Genomic DNA, 20,896 nt, shown 5'->3' with positions numbered 1-20,896 from the left:
GAGGCGCGCCGTGCGAGCCAGCGCGGCGCGGCTGCCGGCGGCCGCAGACGCGGGGCCGATCCCGGTGCGGGCGGCCGCGGCCGCCCGGGGAAGAAGCGCTTCATCGACTATCCGCGCGCGGGGAAACAGGGCTTCAAGCGCTGGCTGCCCTCCTGGCGGCTCGTCCTGGGCGCGGCCTTCACCTTCATCGTGCTGATCCTGGGCACCGTCGGCATCGCCCTGGCCGTGGTGCAGGTGCCGTCCGCGCAGAAGACCGCCCAGGTGCAGAAGAACGTCTACTACTGGTCCGACGGCAAGCAGATGGTCGTCGCGGGCGGCGGCGCGCTCAACCGCCAGATCGTGCCGATCTCCAAGATCCCCCTGTCGATGCAGCGGGCCGTGATCTCGGCCGAGAACGCCAGCTTCTACAAGGACTGGGGCGTCGACCCCATGGGCATCCTGCGCGCCGTCGTGAAGATGGCGCAGGGCGGTGAGACCCAGAGCGGTTCGACCATCACCCAGCAGTTCGTGAAGAACACCTACCTGAGCCAGGAGCAGACGCTCAAGCGCAAGGCCACCGAGCTGCTGATCTCCATAAAGGTGGGCGCCACCAAGGACAAGGACGACATCCTCGCCGGCTACCTCAACACCGCCTACTACGGGCGGGGGGCCTACGGGATCCAGGCCGCGGCACGGGCCTACTACGACAAGGACGCCAAGGACCTCACGCCGAGCGAGGGCGCCTTCCTCGCCGCCACGCTGAACGGCCCCAACCTCTACGACCCGTACGGCGGCCAGGGCCCGGCGGCGACCGCGGAGAAGAACACCAAGCGCGCCACCGACCGCTGGAAGTGGACCCTGGACCGCGAGGTCGAGACGGGCAACCTGGAGGAGGCCGAGCACGACAAGTGGGTCGCCAAGGGCTTCCCCACCCCCCAGAAGCCCAAGCCCGCGACGAACCGCGCCGGCCAGATCGGCTACCTCACCGACCTCGCCGACAACTACGTCGTCGCCCACTCCGGCATCAGCAAGACCCAGCTGGACCGCGGCGGCTACCAGATCTACACGACCTTCGACCGGCAGAAGGTCGAGACCCTCTCCAAGGCGGTCGAGGAGGTCCGCAAGGCGAACATCAAGCCGGACGTGCGCGAGCGCGACAAGTTCGTGCAGTTCGGCGGGGCGTCGGTCGAGCCCAAGACCGGGAAGATCGTCGCCATCTACGGCGGCGAGAACGCCCTGGAGCACTACACCAACAACGCCGACTACACCGGTGTGCAGGTGGGCTCGACGTTCAAGCCCTTCGTCCTCGCGGCGGCCATGACGCACGGCAAGCGCAATCCGGCCCTCGGCGAGACGCAGAGCGACAGCCAGCGCACGCTCGTCTCCCCCGAGAGCATCTACAACGGCAACAACAAGGTGACGCTCCGGAAGTACAACGGCCAGGTCTGGCACGACAACGACGGCAGCGAGTGGCACCAGAAGAACGACGGTGAAGAGGACAAGGGTCCCGTCACCCTGCGCACCGCCATGCAGTTCTCGGTGAACACCCCCTTCATCCAGCTCGGCATGGACGTGGGCACGGACCTGGTCAAGGAGGCCGCCCTGCGGGCCGGTCTGGACAAGGACCAGCTCGCGGCCGCCACGCCCACCTTCTCGCTCGGCACATCGGCGCCCAGCGCGATCCGGCTGGCGGGCGCGTACGCCACCTTCGCCGCCAGCGGCAAGCAGATCGACCCGTACTCCGTCGAGAAGGTGGAGCAGGACGGCAAGCCCGTCTACACGCACGAGATCAAGTCCGACACGGCCTTCTCTCCGAACGTGGCGAACAACGTCACCGATGTGCTCAAGACCGTCGTCGAGGAGGGCACGGGCACGTCCGCGAAGCTGGCGGGCGGCCGTCCGGCCGCGGGCAAGACCGGTACGACGGACGAGAACCGCTCCGCCTGGTTCGCCGGCTACACCCCGCAGCTGTCCACGGCGATCGGCATGTACCGGGTCGACCCCAACGCCAAGAAGCAGGAGTTCCTCTCCATGCGCGGCGTGGGCGGCAAGGAGAGCATCCACGGCGCCTCGTTCCCGGCGGAGATCTGGGCCGACTACATGAACGCCGCGCTCAAGGGCCAGCCGATCGAGCAGTTCGAGCCGGCGCAGCCGCTCGGAGAGAAGATCTACGGGGACGGCGCCAGCCCCTCCCCCAGCGCGGTGCCCTCCGCACCCGCGTCGGCGGCTCCGTCCACCACCCCGTCCGGGACCCCGTCGAAGTCCCCCTCGCCGAGCCCGTCGGCGAGCCGCTCGTGCTCGGTCTTCGACTTCAAGTGCAAGCACGGCGGCGGCAACGGCGGCAGTAGCACCGGCGGCCCCGGGGGCGGCCCCGGCGGCGGACCGGGCGGTGGCAACGGCGGAACGGGCGGCGACCCCGGCACCTCGCCGTCGCCCGATCCGGGCCGGCGTCCCGGCGGTGGCGGTCTCTTCGGGGGCATGAACGGCTGACCAGCGCCGATCTGCCCGGACCTGCACTGTTCCGGCAACTGCTCCGAGGGCCGTCCCGCGTTCGCGTGAGACGGCCCTCGGCGTTATCCACAGGCTCCTACGGCCCACAGGCTCTTACGGCAGGATGGCCCCATGAGGAGCGCGCGGGACGACGACCGGCAGGTGCGGCCCACCGAAGAGGATGAGGTGGCGGCCGCGGGCAGCGAGCTCATCGGCGGGCCGGCGGGCAGGCGGGCCCTGCCCGGTGCGGGGTGGTGGACGCCGGTCCGGGTGATCGTGCTGGTGGCGATCGGGATGTTCGCCCTGGGCATGGTCCAGAAGCTGCCCTGCTACGAGTACGGGTGGTTCTTCGGCGCCACCACGCAGTACACCCACGCCTGCTACTCCGACATCCCGCACCTCTACAGCGGCCGAGGCTTCGACGCGGGTCTGATCCCGTACTTCGACCGCATCCCGCAGGCCCTCTCCGGCGGCATGGACTACCTGGAATATCCGGTCCTCACCGGCCTGTTCATGCAGATCGCCGCCTGGCTCACCCCCGGCGGCGGCACCATCCAGCACCGTGAACAGCTCAACTGGCTGGTCAACGCCGGAATGCTGATGGCCTGCACGGCCGTGATCGCGCTCTGCTCCGCCCGTACGCACCGGCGCCGGCCCTGGGACGCCCTGCTGATCGCGCTCGCCCCGGCCTTCGCCCTCACGGCGACCGTCAACTGGGACCTGTTCGCCGTCGCCCTCACCGCCGCGGCGATGCTGATGTGGTCGCGCGGCAGGCCGGCGCTCGCGGGCGTCCTCATCGGCCTGGCCGCCGCCGCGAAGCTCTATCCGCTGCTGCTGCTCGGGCCGCTGTTCGTGCTGTGCCTGCGGGCCGGGCGCATGCGGGCCTTCGCCGTCGGCACCGCCTCCGCCGTCGCCGCCTGGCTCGTGGTGAACCTGCCGGTGATGCTCACGCACGACGCCGCGGGCTTCCACATCCGGGAGGGCTGGGCGAAGTTCTACACGTTCAGCCAGGAGCGCCCGATCGACTTCGGCTCGATCTGGCTGCTGATCTCCCAGCGCACGGGCAATCCCCTGGAGGACGCCAACACGTACGTGAGCCTGCTGATGATCCTGGGCTGCCTGGCCCTCGTGGCCCTCGGCCTCTACGCACCGAGGCGCCCGCGCTTCGCCCAGCTGGCCTTCCTGGTGGTGGCCCTGTTCATCCTCACCAACAAGGTCTACTCACCGCAGTACGTGTTGTGGCTCATCCCGCTCGCCGTGCTGGCGCGGCCCAAGTGGCGCGACTTCCTGATCTGGCAGGCCTGCGAGGTGCTCTACTTCCTGGGCATCTGGTCGTACCTCGCCTACACGGGCAGCGGCGACAAGCACCAGGGCCTGCCCACGGAGGGCTATCAACTGGCCATCGCCCTGCACCTGCTGGGCACGCTCTACCTCTGCGCGGTCGTCGTGCGCGACGTCCTCATGCCCGAGCGGGACGTCGTCCGCCGCGACGGCTCCGACGACCCCTCGGGCGGCGTCCTCGACGGCGCGCCGGACGTGATCGCCCTCGGCTCCGCGCACCGGCCGCGGTACGCGGAGCGCTCCGGCGTCACGAGCGTCCGGTGGGGGTCCGGGAGCCGCCCGTAGGCCGGACGGGGGGTGCCCCCCGGCCGGTCTACTTGTCGACCATCCGGTCGAACGTGGTGGTGGTGTGCCGCAGCTGGGCCTTCAGCTCGTCGCCGACCCGCGGGGTCCTCGCGTCGCTCGGCACGAAGAGGATCGACACCTGCATGTGCGGGGGTTCCGCGAACCAGAGCTGCTTGTTGTCCAGGTAGAACGGCGACTGGTTGCGGTTCATGGTCGCGAGGCCCGCACGGGCGACGCCCTTGGCGCGCGGCATCATGCCGTGCAGCGCCTTCGGCGCCTCCAGGCCCACGCCGTGCGAGGTGCCGCCCGCCACGACGACGAGGTGGCCGTCGCCGCCGGTCTTCTGCTGGCGGTAGCCGAAGCGGTCGCCCTTGGACACGGGCGTCACGTCCAGGACCGCGCCCGTGTAGTGGGTGGCGCCGTGGTCGCCGAGCCACAGCCGGGTGCCGATGCGGGCCCGGAAGCGGGTCTGCGGGTACCGCTGCTGCAGCTGTGCGAGCTCCTCGGACTTCAGGTGGCTGACGAACATGGTGCGCAGCGGCAGGCGCTGCTGCTGCAGCCGGTCCATCCACTCGGCCACTTCCTGGACGGCGCTGGAGCCGTCCGTGCGGTCCAGCGGCAGGTGGATGGCGAAGCCCTCCAGGCGCACGTCCTCGATGGCGGCGTGCAGCTTGGGCAGGTCCTCCTCGCTGATGCCGTGCCGCTTCATGGAGCTCATGACCTCGACGACGACGCGGGCGCCGACCAGGCCGCGCACGCCCTCGACCGAGGAGACGGACCGGATGGCCCGGTCCGGCAGCGGCACCGGCTCCTCGCCCAGCCGGAAGGGGGTGAGCACCAGCAGGTCACCGCTGAAGAAGTCCTTGATCTTCGCCGCTTCGTAGGTGGTGCCGACGGCCAGGATGTCCGAGCCGAAGCGGGCGGCCTCGTCGGCCAGCCGCTCGTGGCCGAAGCCGTAGCCATTGCCCTTGCACACCGGGACGATGCCCGGGAACTGCTGGACGACGGTCTGCTGGTGCGCCCGCCAGCGCGCGGTTTCGACGTGGAGCGTGAGCGCCATGGCCGGTCCGGAACCTTTCCCTGTGCCTGCTGGATGCTGTGCGTGCTTAAGCGTCCGGGGCCGTGGGGCCCCGGAAGGAACGTCAGCGGCGCGACATGTACATGTCGAGGGCCTTGTGGAGCAGCTTGTTGAGCGGGAAGTCCCACTCGCCCAGGTACTCCGCGGCCTCGCCGCCCGTGCCGACCTTGAACTGGATGAGGCCGAAGAGGTGGTCGCTCTCGTCCAGGGAGTCGCCGATGCCGCGCAGGTCGTAGACGCCGGCGCCCAGGGCGTAGGCGTCGCGGAGCATCCGCCACTGCATGGCGTTGGAGGGCCGGACCTCGCGCTTGTGGTTGGCGGAGGCGCCGTAGGAGTACCAGACGTGCCCGCCGACGATCAGCATCGTGGCCGCGGCGACGGCCTCGCCCTCGTGCACCGCGAAGTACAGCCGCATGCGGTTGGGGTCCTCGGTGTTGAGGGCCGTCCACATGCGCTGGAAGTAGCTCAGCGGGCGCGGGCGGAACTTGTCGCGCTCGGCGGTGATCTCGTACAGGTGCTGCCAGGTGGGCAGGTCCTCGTAGCCGCCCTGGACCACCTCGACGCCGGCCTTCTCGGCCTTCTTGATGTTGCGGCGCCACAGCTGGTTGAAGTTCTTGTGGACGTCCTCGAGCGAGCGGTTCGCCAGGGGCACCTGGAAGACGTACCGCGGCTGGACGTCACCGAAGCCGGCGCCGCCGTCCTCGCCCTGCTGCCAGCCCATCCGGCGCAGCTGGTCGGCGACCTCGAAGGCGCGCGGCTCGATGAAGGTGGCCTCGACGTCGCGCAGGCGCTTGACGTCCGGGTCGGAGATGCCGCCCTTGATCGCGCCCGCGTCCCAGCGGCGGATGACCACCGGCGGGCCCATCTTCACGGAGAAGGCGCCCTGCTGCTTGAGGTGGGCGAGCATCGGCTCGAGCCAGTCCTTGAGGTTCGGCGCGAACCAGTTGATGACCGGGCCCTCGGGCAGGTAGGCGAGGTAGCGCTTGATCTTGGGCAGCTGGCGGTAGAGCACCAGGCCCGCGCCGACCATCTGCCCGGTCTTGTCGAACCAGCCCAGGCTCTCCGAGCGCCACTCCGCCTTGACATCGGCCCACGCCGGCACCTGCATGTGACTGGCCGCGGGCAGGCTCTGGATGTAAGCCAGATGCTGCTCTCGGCTGATTGTCCTCAGGGTCAGGCTCATGCGGGGCGCTCCTCGGCAGGTGTGTCCCCAGGGTCGGGGCTCCGGCTCTCGCGGCGAAGCCTACTGCGACAGGGACGCACACCGTTGGGGCGCCCGTTCGGGTGTACGGCCGGGCGGGCCCCGGGCTAACCGATGAGACCTCCGAACAGACCCCCGTGGGCCATGCCGAGGAAGAAGCCGAATGCGGACGCTCCCAGTCCGATGATCAGCAGGAAGCGCTCGCCCGTCGTGGCCGAGATGTACTGGCCGTAGGCACCGGTGAAGATGCCGGCCAGTCCGCTCCACGAGCTCAGCAGATGCAGGTTGTTGAAGGCCGAGGAAACGAAGGCCAGCAGTCCGAGCACCACCGTCACCGCGACGAAGGTGTTCTCTAGGGGATGCGGCTTGCCGTCGCTGTTGAGCACCGTATTGATCAGCGAGCGGGGGCGGCGTACTGCCTGGGTCATGGGGGCTACCTCCTCCTGAAGGCGACCGGCGCATTGTTGCGCCGGTCACACCCTGTCCGTCCAGATTGCGGGCCCGGACGGCTGGATTTCAACCGGAAGCCGGAGTGCGGGTACTCTGTACGGTCTGCACCGGTGTCTGCCCTGAACCAGCTTCGGTCCTCGGGGCCAACCCAGGGTCTTCCTGCTGATTCCGCTGATTGTCAGTGTCGGCCGATACCGTTGTTCACGCATCACGACCCTCCTGCCACGGAACGACCGTGGCCGCTGAGTCCAAAGGAGGTGGGTTCCACATGCGTCACTACGAGGTGATGGTCATCCTCGACCCCGATCTCGAGGAGCGCGCTGTCTCCCCGCTGATCGAGAACTTCCTCTCCGTCGTCCGTGAGGGCAACGGAAAGGTCGAGAAGGTCGACACCTGGGGCCGTCGTCGTCTCGCGTACGAGATCAAGAAGAAGCCCGAGGGCATCTACTCGGTCATCGACCTGCAGGCCACGCCTGCGGTCGTCAAGGAGCTCGACCGCCAGATGAACCTGAACGAGTCGGTCCTCCGGACCAAGGTCCTCCGTCCCGAGACCCACTGAACCCCAGCGGTTCAGAGGTAATCGGGCTGTAGCTCAACGAGCAGCAAGCAGCCAGCAGCACACCCGCCGAGAGGTTCATCCATGGCAGGCGAGACCGTCATCACGGTCGTCGGCAATCTCGTCGACGACCCCGAGCTGCGCTTCACCCCGTCCGGTGCGGCGGTCGCGAAGTTCCGCGTCGCGTCCACTCCCCGCACCTTCGACCGCCAGACCAACGAGTGGAAGGACGGCGAGAGCCTCTTCCTCACGTGCTCGGTGTGGCGGCAGGCGGCGGAGAACGTCGCCGAGTCGCTCCAGCGCGGCATGCGCGTCATCGTGCAGGGCCGTCTGAAGCAGCGGTCCTACGAGGACCGCGAGGGCGTCAAGCGCACGGTCTACGAGCTCGACGTCGAAGAGGTCGGCGCCAGCCTGAAGAACGCCACGGCGAAGGTCACCAAGACCGCGGGTCGCGGTGGCCAGGGTGGCTACGGCGGTGGCCAGCAGCAGGGCGGCTGGGGCGGTGGCCCCGGCGGTCAGCAGCAGCAGGGCGGCGGCGCTCCCGCCGACGACCCCTGGGCCACCAGCGCGCCGTCCGGCGGCCAGCAGGGCGGCGGCGGAGGCGGCTGGGGCGGCGGCTCCGGCAACTCCGGCGGCTACTCGGACGAGCCGCCCTTCTAAGGGCGAGCAGCACACAAACTTCTTGATCACACAGGAGAGAGACAATGGCGAAGCCCCCGCCGCGCAAGCCTAAGAAGAAGGTCTGCGCTTTCTGCAAGGACAAGACCGCTTACGTGGACTACAAGGACACGAACATGCTGCGGAAGTTCATTTCCGACCGCGGCAAGATCCGTGCCCGTCGCGTGACCGGCAACTGCACCCAGCACCAGCGTGACGTCGCCACGGCCGTGAAGAACAGCCGTGAGATGGCGCTGCTGCCCTACACCTCGTCCGCGCGATAAGGGAAGGGTGACCAACTAATGAAGATCATCCTCACCCACGAGGTCTCCGGCCTCGGCACCGCCGGTGACGTCGTCGACGTCAAGGACGGCTACGCCCGCAACTACCTGGTCCCGCGCGGTTTCGCGATCCGCTGGACCAAGGGTGGCGAGCAGGACGTCGCTCAGATCCGCCGCGCTCGCAAGATCCGCGAGATCGCCACGATCGAGCAGGCCAACGAGGTCAAGGGTCAGCTGGAGGGCCTCAAGGTCCGCCTGGCCACCCGCTCCGGCGAGGCCGGCCGCCTGTTCGGCTCCGTGACCCAGGCCGACGTCGCTGCCGCGATCAAGGCTGCCGGTGGCCCGGACGTCGACAAGCGCCGCGTCGAGGTGGGCTCGCCCATCAAGACCCTGGGCGCCCACCAGGTCTCCGTGCGTCTGCACGCCGACGTCGTTGCCAAGCTCGGCATCGAGGTCGTCGCTGCCTGATCACCCACCGGTGATCGGTAGAGCCTGAAGGAGGGCCGTACCCCTGCGGGGGTGCGGCCCTTCTGCCGTTACGTTTCTTCGGCTGTGCTTTCCTGGCTGCGCTTCCCGGCTGTGCTTCCTGATCGCGCTTCCTGGCCGCGCGTCCTCAGCAGGTGCGTTTCTTCGACAGCAGGTACGTTTCTTCAGCGCGTCGCGCCGGTGACTATCCAGCGTCCTGACCGCGCCCGGAGCCACACGGTCACCATCCGGACCGTCATCATCAGCGTCATCGCCCACCACAGGGCCGTCACTCCGCCGCCGAGCGCGGGGACGAGCAGGGCGGCGGGGGCGAAGGCGGCGAGGACCAGGAGCATGGCCCAGGCCAGGTAGGTGCCGTCCCCGGCGCCCATCAGCACCCCGTCCAGGACGAAGACCACCCCGGCGACCGGCTGGGACAGGGCGACCACCAGCAGGGCCGGCAGCAGGGCGTCCCGGACGGTGCCGTCGGAGGTGAAGAGCGGGATGAACAGCGGCCGCGCGGCCACCACCAGCACCCCCAGCACCGCGCCGGAGACGATGCCCCACTGCACCATGCGCCGGCAGGCCGCCCGAGCTCCGTCCGCGTCCCCCGCGCCCAGGTAGCGCCCGATGATCGCCTGGCCGGCGATGGCTATGGCGTCGAGGGCGAAGGCCAGCAGGCTCCACAGGCTGAGCACGATCTGGTGCGCGGCGACCTGGGTGTCGCCGAGCCGGGCCGCGACGGCCGTGGCGATCACGAGGACCGCGCGCAGCGAGAGCGTGCGGACGAGCAGCGGGACGCCGGCCCGGGCGCAGGCCCGGATGCCCGCGGCGTCGGGCCGCAGGGAGGCGTCGTGGCGGCGGGCGCCCCGGAGGACCACGGCGAGGTAGACGGCGGTCATGGCCCACTGGGCGATGACCGTGCCCCAGGCGGAGCCGGCGATGCCGAGGCCCGTGCCGTAGACGAGGGCGGCGTTGAGGGCGCCGTTGAGGGCGAAGCCGCCCACGGCCACGTAGAGCGGCGTGCGGGTGTCCTGCAGGCCGCGCAGGACGCCGGTGGCGGCGAGGACGATGAGCATGGCCGGCATGCCGAGCGAGCTGATCCGCAGGTACGTCGTGGCGTGCGGGGCGGCGGTCGGGGAGGCGCCGAGGAAGTCGACGACCGCGGGGGCTGCGGGCAGGACGGCTGCCACGAGGGCCGCGCCGAGGATCGTGGCGAGCCAGATGCCGTCCATGCCCTGGCGTATCGCGCCCTTGAGGTCGCCCGCGCCGACGCGCCGGGAGACGGCCGCGGTGGTGGCGTAGGCGAGGAAGACGAAGACGCCGGCGGCTGTGGTGAGCAGGGCCGCCGCGATGCCGAGCCCGGCGAGCTCGGGCGTGCCGAGGTGGCCGACGATGGCGCTGTCGGCCATGACGAAGAGGGGCTCCGCGACGAGGGCGCCGAAGGCGGGCACGGCCAGCGAGAGGATCTCGCGGTCGTGCCGGCGGGCGGTGCGCGGTGCGCGCGCGGGAGCCTGGGTCATGTCCCCAACCTAATCTTCCACAGGTAATCGGTGCAACTGCTTCGGACCCCTTACATTGGGGCGCTCGGGCCGATCTTCTCTGCGCCGTTTGTCGTGATCTCCGGCGGCGGGCGAAAGTTTTTCTCCTCAACAGCCGGTGGATGGTGAAACCGCAGGTCAGAGGTGTGCGCTGAGAGGGGCTGTGGGTTTGTCCACAGCGGTTTCCCCCGCCCCGTACACAGGATCCACGGAGTTCTCCACAGGATGGGGCCCGTCATCCACACGGCCTGTGGATAACCAGATTGGCTGACGGTGCCCGCGGGCCTACCGTGGACCGGCGGCCGCCGCCTGTTCCGGAGCCCGAAGGGCCCCGGCGGACCCGACGGGACCGCCTTGAACTCGACGCGCCGGAAGCGGAGTCGGGCGGCCTGTTTGTCAGAGCCGTGCCGTAAGAAAGAACAGCACGGCAAGGTCCGCTTCGCGGACGGGAGGAGGTGGCGGGATGAGCATCCCCGAGCCCATGGACGACCCCTGGGCGGATGCGGGTCCCGGCGACCGACTCCCCGTCTCCCGTCCCCGCCGCGGCGACGGCCCGGGGCGCGGCGAGCGCCACGACCGCGGAGCGGAGGACGGCTCCTGGTCCCGCGGCAACGGCGGCCAGGGCCGGCCGGAGGCCGCGGGCTTCGAGCGCGTCCCGCCGCAGGACCTGGATGCCGAGCAGTCCGTCCTCGGCGGCATGCTGCTGTCCAAGGACGCCATCGCCGACGTCGTCGAGGTCCTCAAGGGCCACGACTTCTACCGCCCGGCGCACGAGACGATCTACCAGGCCATCCTCGACCTCTACGCCAAGGGCGAGCCGGCCGACCCGATCACGGTCGCCGCCGAGCTCACCAAGCGCGGTGAGATCACCCGCGTCGGCGGTGCGCCGTACCTGCACTCCCTGGTGCAGACGGTCCCCACCGCGGCCAACGCCGAGTACTACGCCGAGATCGTCCACGAGCGCGCCGTGCTGCGCCGCCTGGTCGAGGCCGGCACCCGCATCACCCAGATGGGATACGCGGCCGACGGCGACGTGGACGACATCGTCAACAAGGCCCAGGCCGAGGTCTACGCCGTCACCGAGCAGCGCACCAGCGAGGACTACCTCCCCCTCGGCGACATCATGGAGGGCGCGCTCGACGAGATCGAGGCGATCGGCTCGCGCAGCGGCGAGATGACCGGCGTCCCCACGGGCTTCACCGACCTCGACGCCCTGACGAACGGCCTGCACCCCGGCCAGATGATCGTCATCGCGGCCCGTCCCGCCATGGGTAAGTCCACCCTGGCCCTGGATTTCGCCCGCGCCTGCTCGATCAAGCACAACATGGCCAGCGTGATCTTCTCGCTCGAAATGGGGCGCAACGAGATCGCGATGCGCCTGCTGTCCGCGGAGGCCCGCGTGGCCCTGCACCACATGCGCTCGGGCTCCATGACGGACGAGGACTGGACGCGGCTCGCGCGCCGCATGCCGGACGTCTCCCAGGCCCCGCTGTTCATCGACGACTCGCCGAACCTGTCGATGATGGAGATCCGCGCCAAGTGCCGCCGCCTGAAGCAGCGCAGCGACATCAAGCTCGTCATCATCGACTACCTGCAGCTGATGCAGGCCGGCGGCTCCAAGCGCGCCGAGAGCCGTCAGCAGGAGGTCTCGGACATGTCGCGAAACCTCAAGCTGCTGGCCAAGGAGCTGGAGCTGCCGGTCATCGCGCTGTCACAGCTGAACCGTGGCCCCGAGCAGCGTACGGACAAGAAGCCGATGGTCTCCGACCTGCGTGAGTCCGGCTCCATCGAGCAGGACGCGGACATGGTCATCCTGCTCCACCGCGAGGACGCCTACGAGAAGGAGTCGCCCCGCGCGGGCGAGGCGGACATCATCGTCGGCAAGCACCGTAACGGTCCGACGGCCACGATCACGGTGGCCTTCCAGGGCCACTACTCGCGCTTCGTGGACATGGCGCAGACCTGATCAGGCCCGGTCCGGGGTCCGGTCCGGGCAGGTCCGGTCAGGAGAGCTGATGACCGGGCCTGCCGGGCAGGCCTGATCAGCCCAGGTCGGCGGCGAGGTCGCGGAGCAGGCGGGCCTTGGAGCGGGCGCCCACGAGGGTCGTCACGCGCTCGCCCGCGCGGAAGAGGACGAGGGTCGGCATGGACAGGACCCCGTAGGCGGCCTGTGTCCGCGGGCTGGTGTCCACGTCCAGCCGGACGATCTTGAGGCGTCCCGCCTCCTCCGCCGCCAGTTCGGCGAGTACGGGCTCGATCATGCGGCAGGGCGGGCACCAGGAGGCGGTGAAGTCGACGAGGACGGGCAGCTGCTCGGCGAGGACCTCGGCGGCGAAGGTGTCGTCGGTGACCGTCGCGACAGGCGTGGCCGGGGCGTTCGTGGCAGTGGTCATGGCGTGCCGGTTTCCGGTCATGGCGTGCCGGTTTCCCTTCCGTGTTCGGGTGGTGAAGCCTCGTGTCCGGGCGCTGGAGCCTCGTGTCCGGGCGGTGGGGCGAAGGCGCACAGCGGCGGCGGGCCGCCGGGGACGTCGGCCGCGGCCTCCAGTTCGGCGCGGGCGAGCTGGCCGCCCACTTCGGCCCGGATCCGCTGCAGGTCCGCGATGCACTCGTCCAGCTCCGCGAGCTTGCGGCGGTAGACGTCGAGGGAGGCGGGGCAGGAGTCGCCGGCCGGATGCCCGGCGCGCAGGCAGTCCACGAACGGGCGGGTCTCCTCCAGGCCGAAGCCGAAGTCCTGCAGCGTGCGGATCTGCTGGAGCAGCCGCAGGTCTCCGTCGTCGTAGGTGCGGTAGCCGTTGCCCGTGCGGCGGGCGGGCAGGAGCCCGAGTTCCTCGTAGTGCCGCAGCGTGCGGGTGGTGGTGCCCGCCTGCCGGGCCAGTTCCCCGATGCGCATGGCCATGACCGTAAACCTTCACGCTGACGTCAAGTCCAGGGGCGGGACGCTGGTTAGGGTGCGGACATGATCGACACTCCGTACGAAGACGCTGATCTGTTGCCGGCCACCCGCCGCGCGCTCCTCCACCGCCTCGCCACCGGCCAGGCCGAGGGGCGGGCGCCGTCGATGGTGGGGGCGGTGATGCGGGACGGTCACCTGGTGTGGAGCTCGGGCCGCGGTGAACTCCCCGGCGGTGCACGGGCCGAGGACGTCCAGTACCGCATCGGTTCGATCACCAAGACGTTCGTCGCCGTGCTGGTGATGCGGCTGCGCGACGAGGGGCTGCTGAAGCTGGAAGACAGGCTCGGCGCGTACCTCGACGTCCCGGCGGGCGGCGAGGCGACCATCGCCCAGCTCCTGTCGCACACCTCGGGACTCGCTGCGGAGGCGCGCGGGCCGTGGTGGGAGCGCACGGACGGCGCGCTGCGCCCCGAGCTCGGCGATCTCTTCGGCGACCGTCCCCGGCTCCACACCCCCGGGCGGCTGCACCACTACTCCAACCCCGGCTACGCGCTGCTCGGCGCGCTCGTCGAACGGCTCCGGGGGGAGAGCTGGTACGCGGTGCTGCGCCGCGAGGTGCTCGAACCGCTCGGCATGGACCGGACGACGCTCGTGCCCGTCGCGCCCCACGCGGACGGCTGGGCCGTGCACCCTTGGGCCGACGTCCTCCTCTCCGAGCCCGCCGTGGACACCGGGCGGATGGCGCCGGCGGGTCAGCTCTGGTCGACGGCAGCCGACCTGTGCCGGTTCGCGGCCTTCCTGCTGAACGGGGACGAGCGGGTGCTCGCGGCGCGGACGCTCGCCGAGATGCGCGCCCCGGAGGGCGGCCCGAAGGACCAGGGATGGACCACCGGATACGGTCTCGGCCTGCAGGTGGTGCAGCGGGACGGCCGGACGCTCGTGGGGCACATGGGCACCATGCCGGGCTTCGTGGCGATGCTGCTCGCGAGCCCGCGGGACGGGCTGGCGGGCGTGGCGCTCGCCAACCGCACCTCCTGCTTCGAGGCCGGGGGCGTCGCGGCGGACCTGCTGACGACGGTCGCCGATCTCGAACCGCGCCTCCCCGCGCCCTGGCGTCCCCTCACGGAGGTGAAGGACGAGCACCTGGAGCTGACCGGCCCCTGGTACTGGGGTGCGGCACCGTTCTCCCTGCGGCTGGAGGCCGGCGGGGCCCTGGAGCTCTCCCCGCTCGGCGCGGGCGGGCGCGCCGCGCGCTTCCGCCCGGAGGCGGACGGCACGTGGACGGGGCTCGACGGCTACTACGCGGGAGAGACGCTGACGGCCGTACGCAGTACGGCAGGGGGCCGGGTGACCCACCTCGACCTCGGCACGTTCGTCTTCACCCGCGAACCGTACGAGGCGGGGGCCCCGGTGCCGGGAGGCGTGGACGCCGAGGGCTGGCGGGCGGCGGGGCCCGGAGCCGGGGCCGGGGATGAAGCCGGGGCCGGGGACGAAGCTGGGGGGACGCCGGAGGAGACGGTGCCGGTCCGATAATCCCTCCGGCCCTGTGGATGACGGTCGGCACGCAACCGGTCACGGACGTAGGGTCAGGGGGAGATTGGCGGGCGCCGGACAGCCGGCGCGACACCCGGAAGGCACTGGCACCGTGACTGCGAACACCGCACCGGACGCACCGGACCTGCTCGACCTCGCGCCGCTGGGCGCCGGTCACTTCGCGCGCATCGAGGACAAGATCGCGTCGCTGATGCGCACGCGCGAGACGGTCGTCACGATGCAGGGAGAGGCGCTGCTGCCGCTGGAGGCCGCGATCCGCTCGGCCGTCCGGCCCGGCAGCACCGCTCTCAACATCATCACCGGCCCGTACGGCGAGACGTTCGGCGGCTGGCTGCGCTCCTGCGGCGCCGAGGTGATCACGATCTCGGCGCCGTTCAGCGGCGCGGTCGGCGCCGATCAGGTCGCGGAGGCGCTGCGCGCGCACCCCGGGATCGACTTCGTCAGCCTGGTGCACGCCGAGGCGGCCACGGGCAACACCAACCCCGTGGCCGCGATCGGCGAGGTCGTGCGCGCGCACGGCGCGCTGCTGATGCTGGACGCGGTCGCGTCCGTCGGCGCCGAGCCGCTCCTCACCGACGAGTGGGGCGTCGACCTGTGCGTCATCGGCGGCCAGAAGGCCATGGCGGGGCCGGCCGGCGTCTCCGTCGTGTCGGTCAGCGCCCGCGCCTGGGAGCGCATCGCCGCCAACGAGCAGGCGCCGCGCCGCTCGTACCTCTCCCTGCTGGACTGGAAGGAGCGCTGGATCGACGGCGGCCGCACGGCCCTGCCGCACGCCCCGGCGCAGCTGGAGATGCTGGCCCTGGAGCAGGCCGTCGATCGCATCGAGGAGGACGGCCTGGAAGCCGTCATGGCCCGCCACCGCGCCGCTGCCGCCGCCACGCGCGCCGGCGTCCGCGTCCTGGGCGGCCTGACCCCGTACGTCGTCCGTGACGAGGACGCGGCCCCGGTCGCCACCACCCTGCGCGCCCCCGACGGCAAGGACGCCCGCGATGTGGTGGCCGCTGCCCTGGCGGCCGACGCCTCCGTGCCCGTCCAGGCGGCGGCCGGGCCGCTGGCCAAGGAGATGATCCGCGTCAACCACTACGGCCTCGACGCGGACCGCGAGGTCGTCCTGGCCTCGCTGGCCGCGCTCGGGGAGGGCCTGCGCGCGCTGGGCGTCCCGGTCGCGGACGAGGCGGCGGCCCTGACCGCGGCGGGGAAGGCGTGGGACGAGGTGATCCCGGGCTGACCCCGGTTCTTCGGCGCGCCCCAGGGCCGCTGCCGGTGCTGCACGCACCGGCAGCGGCCCTTTTTGCGCTCCTCCCCCTTCCTCCCTTCCTCCCTCCCTTTATTTCGCGCTTCTCCCTCCGCTCTCCGCTTTCCGCGTTCCTCCCCTCACCCATTCCTCCCTCTTCTTTTGATTTGCCCTGATATGGCGTGTCGCGCCCCTCGTTCACACGCCCGGATAAAATCGGAACTGGCAACCCGTTTCGATTCCCGGCCTCCGGAGGCGTATTCGCATGGCAGAGCGCAGACTCTCTTCGCTGCCTCCGCAGGCCTCCGCGTTCCTGCGCTCGGACGCCCGGCGCAATCGTGCGCTGGTCCTCCAGGCGGCCCGATCCGCCTTTGAGGAAGCCGGGTTGGCGGTGCCGCTCGGCGAGATCGCGCGCCGCGCGGGCGTCGGCACGGGCACGGTCTACCGCCATTTCCCGTCCAAAGAAGCCCTGTTCAGGGCGGCGGTCAGCGACAGGATCGCGCTTTTCACGGAAACGGCACGGGAGTTGGCGCATGCGGATGACCCCGGCGCGGTCTTCTATCGCTACCTTTCGGCGGTCATACGGCTGACCGTGCGGAACAAGGCGCTGTGCGACGCCCTGGAGGGTCGCTTCGAGGCCTCTCCGGGCGTCGAGGAGGCGTTCCGGGAGGCCCTCGCCGTCCTGCTGCGGCGGGCCCAACAGGCCGGCGCCGTACGGAAGGACGTGACCATCGACGACCTGATGGCCCTGCTCATGGGCTGTCTGTCGATGGAGCAGCGGCGCGGCCCGGGCGTGGCGCAGGGGAGGATGACGGCCCTGGCGTGCGACAGCCTCCGTCCGGGCCGCCGCGTAACGAAACTGCCCGCGAATTCGCCCGCCGGGCGTAACGAAACGCAGTGCGGGGTGTGCGGAGGCGCGGTGGCCCCCGCGCGTACGGGGCGTCCCGCCCGGTACTGCGGTGCGGCCTGCCGGCAGAAGGCGCACCGGGAGCGGGCCAGGGCCCGCGCGTAGGGCCCCCGGCCGGCCCTTCCGGGCGGCCAGGGGCCCGTGTCGAAGCGAGGGGCGCTGTTACGAGGCGGGAACGAGCGACTCGACGGCCGTGACGAGCGGGGCCAGGTCCTCGCGCTTGGAGGCCTCGTCGAGGGCCTCGCGCAGGGCGGTGTCGTTCGTCGGCCGGGCCTGTTCGAGCAGGGCGAGGCCCGCTTCCGTGACGTCGGTGTAGATGCCGCGGCGGTCGGTGAGGCAGAGGTAGCGGGTCAGCAGACCGCGGTCCTCCAGGCGGTTGACCAGGCGCGTCGTCGCGCTCTGGCTGAGCACGACGGCCTCGGCGACCTCGTTCATGCGCAGGTGGCCGCCCTCGCCGCTGTGCTGCCTGCTGAGCACGTCGAGCACGGAGAACTCGCGCACGCTCAGGCCGTGCGCGGCCTGCAGCGCCCGCTCGATGTGCGCCTCGATCCGGCCGTGCAGGGCGGACAGCGCGCACCAGCCCTGCGAAAGGCCGAGCAGAGCGGGGTCCGGGGTGCGGGACATGGGGCCCTCCTTCTGACCGCACACGCGTGTCGTCATCGACCAGGGTATCTCCCGCCCGCAATAGCCCGCGCTTGCAAGTATCGGCGTCAACAATTATTGTCTACGCCGGTAAGGGTCGATCGCAACGAGATCGGCACCGCCCGGGATCCCTCCGCCGGACCAGATCCCCCACCCCTCCCCGAAGGACCCCCGTCATGCCCCTCGCACTGCTGGCGCTCGCCATCGGCGCCTTCGGTATCGGCACCACCGAATTCGTCACCTCGGGCCTGCTCCCGGAGATCGCGGACGAGTTCGGCGTCTCCATCCCGACCGCCGGCTACCTGACGACCGGCTACGCCCTCGGCGTCCTGATCGGGGCCCCGATCCTCGCGATCCTCGGCAGCCGCGTGCCGCGCAAGGCGATGCTCATGGCCCTGATGGGCCTGTTCGTCGCCGGCAACGCGCTCTCGGCCGCCGCCCCCGTCTTCTCGGTGATGCTGGCCGGGCGGGTGGTCGCCTCGTTCGCGCACGGCGCGTTCTTCGGCATCGGTGCGATCGTCGCCGCCGGACTCGTCGCCCCGGAGAAGAAGGCGGCCGCGATCTCGATGATGTTCACGGGGCTGACGGTGGCCAACGTGGTGGGCGTGCCGATGGGCACGATGGTCGGCCAGAGCGCCGGCTGGCGGCTCACGTTCTTCCTCATCGCCGGACTGGGCGTGCTCGCCGTCCTCGGCATCGCCGCGCTCGTCCCGCGGCAGCCCCGCCCCGAACAGGCCCGGATCGGCGGCGAACTGGCCGCCTTCCGCAACCCCCAGGTCCTGCTCGCGATGGCGATGACCGTCCTCGGCTTCGGCGGCGTCTTCACCATGACCACCTACTTCACGCCGATGATGACCGACGCCGCGGGCTTCGCCTCCTCCTCCGTCACCTGGCTCCTCGTCCTCTTCGGCCTGGGCATGGTGGCCGGCAACCTCGTCGGCGGCCGGTACGCCGACCGCGCGCTGATGCCCATGCTGCTCACCGCCCTCGCCGGCCTCGCGACCGTCCTCGCGCTGCTGCCGCTCGCCGCCCACAACAAGATCGCCACGGTGATCGCCGTCCCGCTGATCGGGGCGACGGGCTTCGCGACGGTCCCGCCGCTGCAGAAGCGCGTCCTGGACCAGGCCGCGGACGCCCCCACCCTCGCCTCCGCCGCCAACATCGGCGCCTTCAACCTGGGCAACGCGATCGCCGCCTGGCTCGGCGGCCTCGTGATCTCCGCCGGCTTCGGCTACACGGCGCCCAACTGGGTGGGCGCGGCCATGGCAGCCTCCGCGCTCCTCCTGGCCCTCGTCTCCCGCGCGCTGGAGCGCCGTACGGGAGCCCGGGGCGGCGCGGGCGCGGCCGGCGCGCGGGGCGGGCGCGTCGTGGCGCGGCAGGAGTCCGCGCCGGAGCGGCAGTACTCGTAACGGCAGTACTGGTAACTGCCGCGGGCGCCGCACCGATGCCGCTTCGCACCCGTACCGCTTCACCGCAGCACCACGCATCACAGCACCACGTACCGCTTCACCAGGCACAGCTTCGCCAAGCACCACAGCACCGAGCACCACAGCGCTACAGCACCACGCACCACTAGGAGAACCCCATGACCACGTCCGCCACCGCCACCCCCGTCCTCCCCCTCACCACGGACGACGCCGACGCGCTCGTCGCCGCCGCCCGCCGGGCCGCGGACGAGCAGGGCGTACGGATCGCCGTGACCGTCCTCGACGCCGGCGGTCACCTGCTGGCCTTCCGCCGGGACGACCGCGCCGTGCTGATCGCGGGGGAGACCAGCACGCGCAAGGCGTTCACCGCGCTGCAGCTGGACGCGCCGACGGCGGACCTGGTCGACGCCGTCCGGCCCGACGGGCTCTTCCACACCCTGCCCACGGCCCTGGACCGCCCGTTGCTCTTCATCGCCGGGGGAGTGCCGCTGCACCGCGACGGCCGGCTCGTCGGTGCCGTCGGCGTGGGCGGCGGCGCGCCGGACCAGGACCACGGCATCGCCCTGACCGCGATCAAGGAGGTGCTGGGCGGCTGACGCCCCGCACCGGCCGTGCACCGCGGGCAGCACCGGCCTGCTAGCCCGGACACCAGCCCGGACACCACCCCCGGCAACGGCCCGGCACCGGCCACGCGCTATTCGCGTGTCCTCCGGTGCCGGGCCGCTTACGCTCGGGGACCGTGAGCAGACTGCATTTGTTCGACATGGACGGGACCCTGATGCACGGGTCCGCGGCGGCGATCGAGATATCCCGGCAGCTCGGGGTCGAGCGGGAGATCGCCGAACTGGAAAGGGCCTTCGCGGCCCGCGAGCTCGACCCGCCGCGCTTCGCCGAACTCGCCTGCGCGCTGTGGCGGGAACTCACCGAGGAACAGGTCGCCGCGGCCTTCGACGGGGCGCCCTGGATGGCCGGAATCCGCGACGTGTGGGCGGAGATCCGGGCCCGCGGCGAGCGGTGCGCCGTGATTTCGCTGTCGCCCGGCTTCTTCGTGGAACGCCTGCTGACCTGGGGCGCCGACGCGGCCCACGGCTCGCTCTGGCCCGCGGTGCCGTTCCGGGACCCGGTGGACCCCGCGGGGATCCTCGACGCCGGGGCGAAGGTGCGGATCGCCGACGCGCTCTGCGCGGAATTCGGCCTGACCCGCGCCGACTGCGTGGCCTACGGGGACTCGATGTCCGACGCCGAGCTGTTCTCTGCGGTCCCGGTTTCCGTGGCGGTGAACGCGGACCACCACGTACGGGATATCGCCGTCCACGCATATACCGGCCGGGACCTCAGAGAAGCGTACGAACTCGTCGGCTCCACCTCGTAGCCCGATAGGGTCAACGTCCGTCCACGGAAAGGGCTTTGGTCCGGGATAACCGTCCCAGGGGTCTGTTTTCCTGGGTGGGGGAGTGGCCGATCCTAGCCTCAACGGGGGCCGTACCACTCGCACTTCCCGTGATTCGCGCGAGGCCGCGCAGAAGATGGCATGCTGCGCAGCCTGAACAGCGACCCATGAGCAGAGCGGGGAAATGCGAACACTTTCCGGCTAGGACGGAAGTGCGAGGACGGACCGAGAGATGTTCGAGGCGAGACGATGAAGGACGCTGCGACCAGGTCGGCCGACGGCGGCGCGCACGGCAGAGGAAGCGACCGGGGCTGGTTCACCCCGACGCAGCCGCCGGACGGAGCCGGGGCCCCCGCCCCGGACGGGCACAGCAGGCCACGGGAGGGCAGCCCGCCGCCGGGGCAGGGGGCGGCGGAAGCCGCGCGGCCCGCGGCACGCCTTGTCGAGCAGCTGCTCGGACAGGTCGCGCAGCGCCCGCGCCGCCGCGACCTCCTCGCCGACGCGCTGCTGGGAGGGGTCGGCGGG

At 71.2% G+C, this 20,896-nt stretch carries 21 protein-coding genes; 13 read left to right on the top strand and 8 right to left on the bottom strand.

The features are described 5' to 3' along the window. The coding region (locus B7P34_RS28320; RefSeq protein WP_223268320.1) for a transglycosylase domain-containing protein at nt 1–2,469 on the top strand (2,469 nt) is incomplete at its 5' end. A 132-nt stretch (nt 2,470–2,601) separates the two neighbouring features. Next, on the top strand, nt 2,602–4,095 hold the full coding sequence (locus B7P34_RS28315; protein ID WP_106681035.1) for a glycosyltransferase family 87 protein: 1,494 nt from the start codon (nt 2,602–2,604) through the stop codon (nt 4,093–4,095). Between the two features lie 28 nt (nt 4,096–4,123). On the opposite strand, the gene B7P34_RS28310 is transcribed toward B7P34_RS28315, so the two are convergent. The 3 genes from B7P34_RS28310 to B7P34_RS28300 all read right to left on the bottom strand — a co-directional run bounded on the left by B7P34_RS28310 (nt 4,124) and on the right by B7P34_RS28300 (nt 6,802). Further along, on the bottom strand, nt 4,124–5,155 hold the full coding sequence (locus B7P34_RS28310; protein WP_106681034.1) for an alanine racemase: 1,032 nt from the start codon (nt 5,153–5,155) through the stop codon (nt 4,124–4,126). An 82-nt stretch (nt 5,156–5,237) separates the two neighbouring features. Continuing rightward, a complete protein-coding gene (locus B7P34_RS28305; protein ID WP_106681033.1) occupies nt 5,238–6,356 on the bottom strand; it encodes a lipid II:glycine glycyltransferase FemX in 1,119 nt (372 codons plus the stop codon). A 125-nt stretch (nt 6,357–6,481) separates the two neighbouring features. After that, on the bottom strand, nt 6,482–6,802 hold the full coding sequence (locus B7P34_RS28300; protein WP_106681032.1) for a hypothetical protein: 321 nt from the start codon (nt 6,800–6,802) through the stop codon (nt 6,482–6,484). 290 nt (nt 6,803–7,092) lie between these two features. On the opposite strand from B7P34_RS28300, the gene rpsF reads away from it, so the two are divergent. The 4 genes from rpsF to rplI all read left to right on the top strand — a co-directional run bounded on the left by rpsF (nt 7,093) and on the right by rplI (nt 8,786). Beyond that, nucleotides 7,093–7,383 (top strand): 30S ribosomal protein S6, encoded by a 291-nt coding sequence (gene rpsF / locus B7P34_RS28295; RefSeq protein WP_030366820.1) that lies wholly within the window; start codon nt 7,093–7,095, stop codon nt 7,381–7,383. An 81-nt stretch (nt 7,384–7,464) separates the two neighbouring features. Continuing rightward, nucleotides 7,465–8,040 carry a single-stranded DNA-binding protein gene (locus B7P34_RS28290; RefSeq protein ID WP_106681031.1) on the top strand — a complete coding sequence of 192 codons (576 nt, stop codon included), beginning with the start codon at nt 7,465–7,467 and terminating at the stop codon, nt 8,038–8,040. Nucleotides 8,041–8,084: 44 nt separating this feature from the next. Next, the gene (rpsR, locus tag B7P34_RS28285) at nt 8,085–8,321 is read left to right on the top strand and encodes a 30S ribosomal protein S18 (RefSeq protein ID WP_004950692.1); all 237 of its coding nucleotides are present in this window, start codon (nt 8,085–8,087) and stop codon (nt 8,319–8,321) included. Nucleotides 8,322–8,339: 18 nt separating this feature from the next. After that, nucleotides 8,340–8,786, top strand: a complete 447-nt coding sequence (gene rplI, locus B7P34_RS28280; protein ID WP_106681030.1) for a 50S ribosomal protein L9 — start codon at nt 8,340–8,342, stop codon at nt 8,784–8,786. 182 nt (nt 8,787–8,968) lie between these two features. On the opposite strand, the gene B7P34_RS28275 is transcribed toward rplI, so the two are convergent. Next, entirely contained in the window at nt 8,969–10,306 is a 1,338-nt protein-coding gene (locus B7P34_RS28275) for an MATE family efflux transporter (protein WP_106681029.1), read from the bottom strand. A 481-nt stretch (nt 10,307–10,787) separates the two neighbouring features. Between B7P34_RS28275 and dnaB the strand changes: the two genes are divergently transcribed. Beyond that, nucleotides 10,788–12,290, top strand: coding sequence for a replicative DNA helicase (gene dnaB / locus B7P34_RS28265; RefSeq protein ID WP_106681028.1), 1,503 nt, complete (start codon nt 10,788–10,790; stop codon nt 12,288–12,290). 76 nt (nt 12,291–12,366) lie between these two features. Here dnaB and trxA read toward each other — a convergent pair whose 3' ends face one another. Both trxA and B7P34_RS28255 read right to left on the bottom strand, forming a co-directional pair. Beyond that, nucleotides 12,367–12,738 (bottom strand): thioredoxin, encoded by a 372-nt coding sequence (trxA, locus tag B7P34_RS28260; RefSeq protein ID WP_223268319.1) that lies wholly within the window; start codon nt 12,736–12,738, stop codon nt 12,367–12,369. After that, nucleotides 12,735–13,220, bottom strand: coding sequence for a MerR family transcriptional regulator (locus tag B7P34_RS28255; protein ID WP_223268318.1), 486 nt, complete (start codon nt 13,218–13,220; stop codon nt 12,735–12,737). Before B7P34_RS28255 ends, trxA begins: the two co-directional genes overlap by 4 nt. A 60-nt stretch (nt 13,221–13,280) precedes the next feature. Between B7P34_RS28255 and B7P34_RS28250 the strand changes: the two genes are divergently transcribed. The 3 genes from B7P34_RS28250 to B7P34_RS28240 all read left to right on the top strand — a co-directional run bounded on the left by B7P34_RS28250 (nt 13,281) and on the right by B7P34_RS28240 (nt 17,017). Further along, nucleotides 13,281–14,750 (top strand): serine hydrolase domain-containing protein, encoded by a 1,470-nt coding sequence (locus B7P34_RS28250; protein WP_106681027.1) that lies wholly within the window; start codon nt 13,281–13,283, stop codon nt 14,748–14,750. Nucleotides 14,751–14,862: 112 nt separating this feature from the next. Then, entirely contained in the window at nt 14,863–15,999 is a 1,137-nt protein-coding gene (locus tag B7P34_RS28245) for a pyridoxal-phosphate-dependent aminotransferase family protein (RefSeq protein WP_106681026.1), read from the top strand. A 271-nt stretch (nt 16,000–16,270) separates the two neighbouring features. Continuing rightward, on the top strand, nt 16,271–17,017 hold the full coding sequence (locus B7P34_RS28240; protein WP_106681025.1) for a TetR/AcrR family transcriptional regulator: 747 nt from the start codon (nt 16,271–16,273) through the stop codon (nt 17,015–17,017). Between the two features lie 57 nt (nt 17,018–17,074). Here B7P34_RS28240 and B7P34_RS28235 read toward each other — a convergent pair whose 3' ends face one another. Further along, nucleotides 17,075–17,536, bottom strand: coding sequence for a MarR family winged helix-turn-helix transcriptional regulator (locus B7P34_RS28235; RefSeq protein WP_106681024.1), 462 nt, complete (start codon nt 17,534–17,536; stop codon nt 17,075–17,077). A gap of 194 nt (nt 17,537–17,730) precedes the next feature. Between B7P34_RS28235 and B7P34_RS28230 the strand changes: the two genes are divergently transcribed. The 3 genes from B7P34_RS28230 (at nt 17,731) to B7P34_RS28220 (ending at nt 20,353) form a co-directional block, all read left to right on the top strand. Next, nucleotides 17,731–18,963: an MFS transporter gene (locus tag B7P34_RS28230; RefSeq protein ID WP_106681023.1), complete on the top strand. Its 1,233-nt coding sequence runs from the start codon at nt 17,731–17,733 to the stop codon at nt 18,961–18,963. 176 nt (nt 18,964–19,139) lie between these two features. Next, entirely contained in the window at nt 19,140–19,577 is a 438-nt protein-coding gene (locus B7P34_RS28225; protein ID WP_106681022.1) for a GlcG/HbpS family heme-binding protein, read from the top strand. Between the two features lie 143 nt (nt 19,578–19,720). Further along, nucleotides 19,721–20,353 carry an HAD family hydrolase gene (locus B7P34_RS28220; RefSeq protein WP_106681021.1) on the top strand — a complete coding sequence of 211 codons (633 nt, stop codon included), beginning with the start codon at nt 19,721–19,723 and terminating at the stop codon, nt 20,351–20,353. Between the two features lie 219 nt (nt 20,354–20,572). On the opposite strand, the gene B7P34_RS39825 is transcribed toward B7P34_RS28220, so the two are convergent. Next, nucleotides 20,573–20,896 (bottom strand): dsRBD fold-containing protein (locus B7P34_RS39825; protein WP_146166953.1); only part of this gene is annotated, 324 nt, incomplete at its 5' end.

The sequence above is a fragment of the Streptosporangium nondiastaticum genome (assembly GCF_003011965.1).
In the GTDB taxonomy this organism is placed as follows: Bacteria; Actinomycetota; Actinomycetes; order Streptomycetales; family Streptomycetaceae; genus Streptomyces; species Streptomyces nondiastaticus.
The sequence above is the reverse complement of the archived record's forward strand: the minus strand, read 5'-3'. Positions and strand labels throughout refer to the sequence as shown.

What these genes read in the sequence shown, in the direction of transcription:
- trxA (WP_223268319.1), bottom strand. Translation starts at nt 12,738, where the DNA reads ATGACCGGAAACCGGCACGCCATGACCACTGCCACGAACGCCCCGGCC.
- B7P34_RS28240 (WP_106681025.1), top strand. Translation starts at nt 16,271, where the DNA reads ATGGCAGAGCGCAGACTCTCTTCGCTGCCTCCGCAGGCCTCCGCGTTC.
- B7P34_RS28300 (WP_106681032.1), bottom strand. Translation starts at nt 6,802, where the DNA reads ATGACCCAGGCAGTACGCCGCCCCCGCTCGCTGATCAATACGGTGCTC.
- B7P34_RS28305 (WP_106681033.1), bottom strand. Translation starts at nt 6,356, where the DNA reads ATGAGCCTGACCCTGAGGACAATCAGCCGAGAGCAGCATCTGGCTTAC.
- rpsR (WP_004950692.1), top strand. Translation starts at nt 8,085, where the DNA reads ATGGCGAAGCCCCCGCCGCGCAAGCCTAAGAAGAAGGTCTGCGCTTTC.
- B7P34_RS28250 (WP_106681027.1), top strand. Translation starts at nt 13,281, where the DNA reads ATGATCGACACTCCGTACGAAGACGCTGATCTGTTGCCGGCCACCCGC.
- B7P34_RS28290 (WP_106681031.1), top strand. Translation starts at nt 7,465, where the DNA reads ATGGCAGGCGAGACCGTCATCACGGTCGTCGGCAATCTCGTCGACGAC.
- B7P34_RS28255 (WP_223268318.1), bottom strand. Translation starts at nt 13,220, where the DNA reads ATGGCCATGCGCATCGGGGAACTGGCCCGGCAGGCGGGCACCACCACC.
- B7P34_RS28235 (WP_106681024.1), bottom strand. Translation starts at nt 17,536, where the DNA reads ATGTCCCGCACCCCGGACCCCGCTCTGCTCGGCCTTTCGCAGGGCTGG.
- B7P34_RS28315 (WP_106681035.1), top strand. Translation starts at nt 2,602, where the DNA reads ATGAGGAGCGCGCGGGACGACGACCGGCAGGTGCGGCCCACCGAAGAG.
- dnaB (WP_106681028.1), top strand. Translation starts at nt 10,788, where the DNA reads ATGAGCATCCCCGAGCCCATGGACGACCCCTGGGCGGATGCGGGTCCC.
- B7P34_RS28225 (WP_106681022.1), top strand. Translation starts at nt 19,140, where the DNA reads ATGACCACGTCCGCCACCGCCACCCCCGTCCTCCCCCTCACCACGGAC.
- B7P34_RS28275 (WP_106681029.1), bottom strand. Translation starts at nt 10,306, where the DNA reads ATGACCCAGGCTCCCGCGCGCGCACCGCGCACCGCCCGCCGGCACGAC.
- rplI (WP_106681030.1), top strand. Translation starts at nt 8,340, where the DNA reads ATGAAGATCATCCTCACCCACGAGGTCTCCGGCCTCGGCACCGCCGGT.
- B7P34_RS28310 (WP_106681034.1), bottom strand. Translation starts at nt 5,155, where the DNA reads ATGGCGCTCACGCTCCACGTCGAAACCGCGCGCTGGCGGGCGCACCAG.
- rpsF (WP_030366820.1), top strand. Translation starts at nt 7,093, where the DNA reads ATGCGTCACTACGAGGTGATGGTCATCCTCGACCCCGATCTCGAGGAG.
- B7P34_RS28230 (WP_106681023.1), top strand. Translation starts at nt 17,731, where the DNA reads ATGCCCCTCGCACTGCTGGCGCTCGCCATCGGCGCCTTCGGTATCGGC.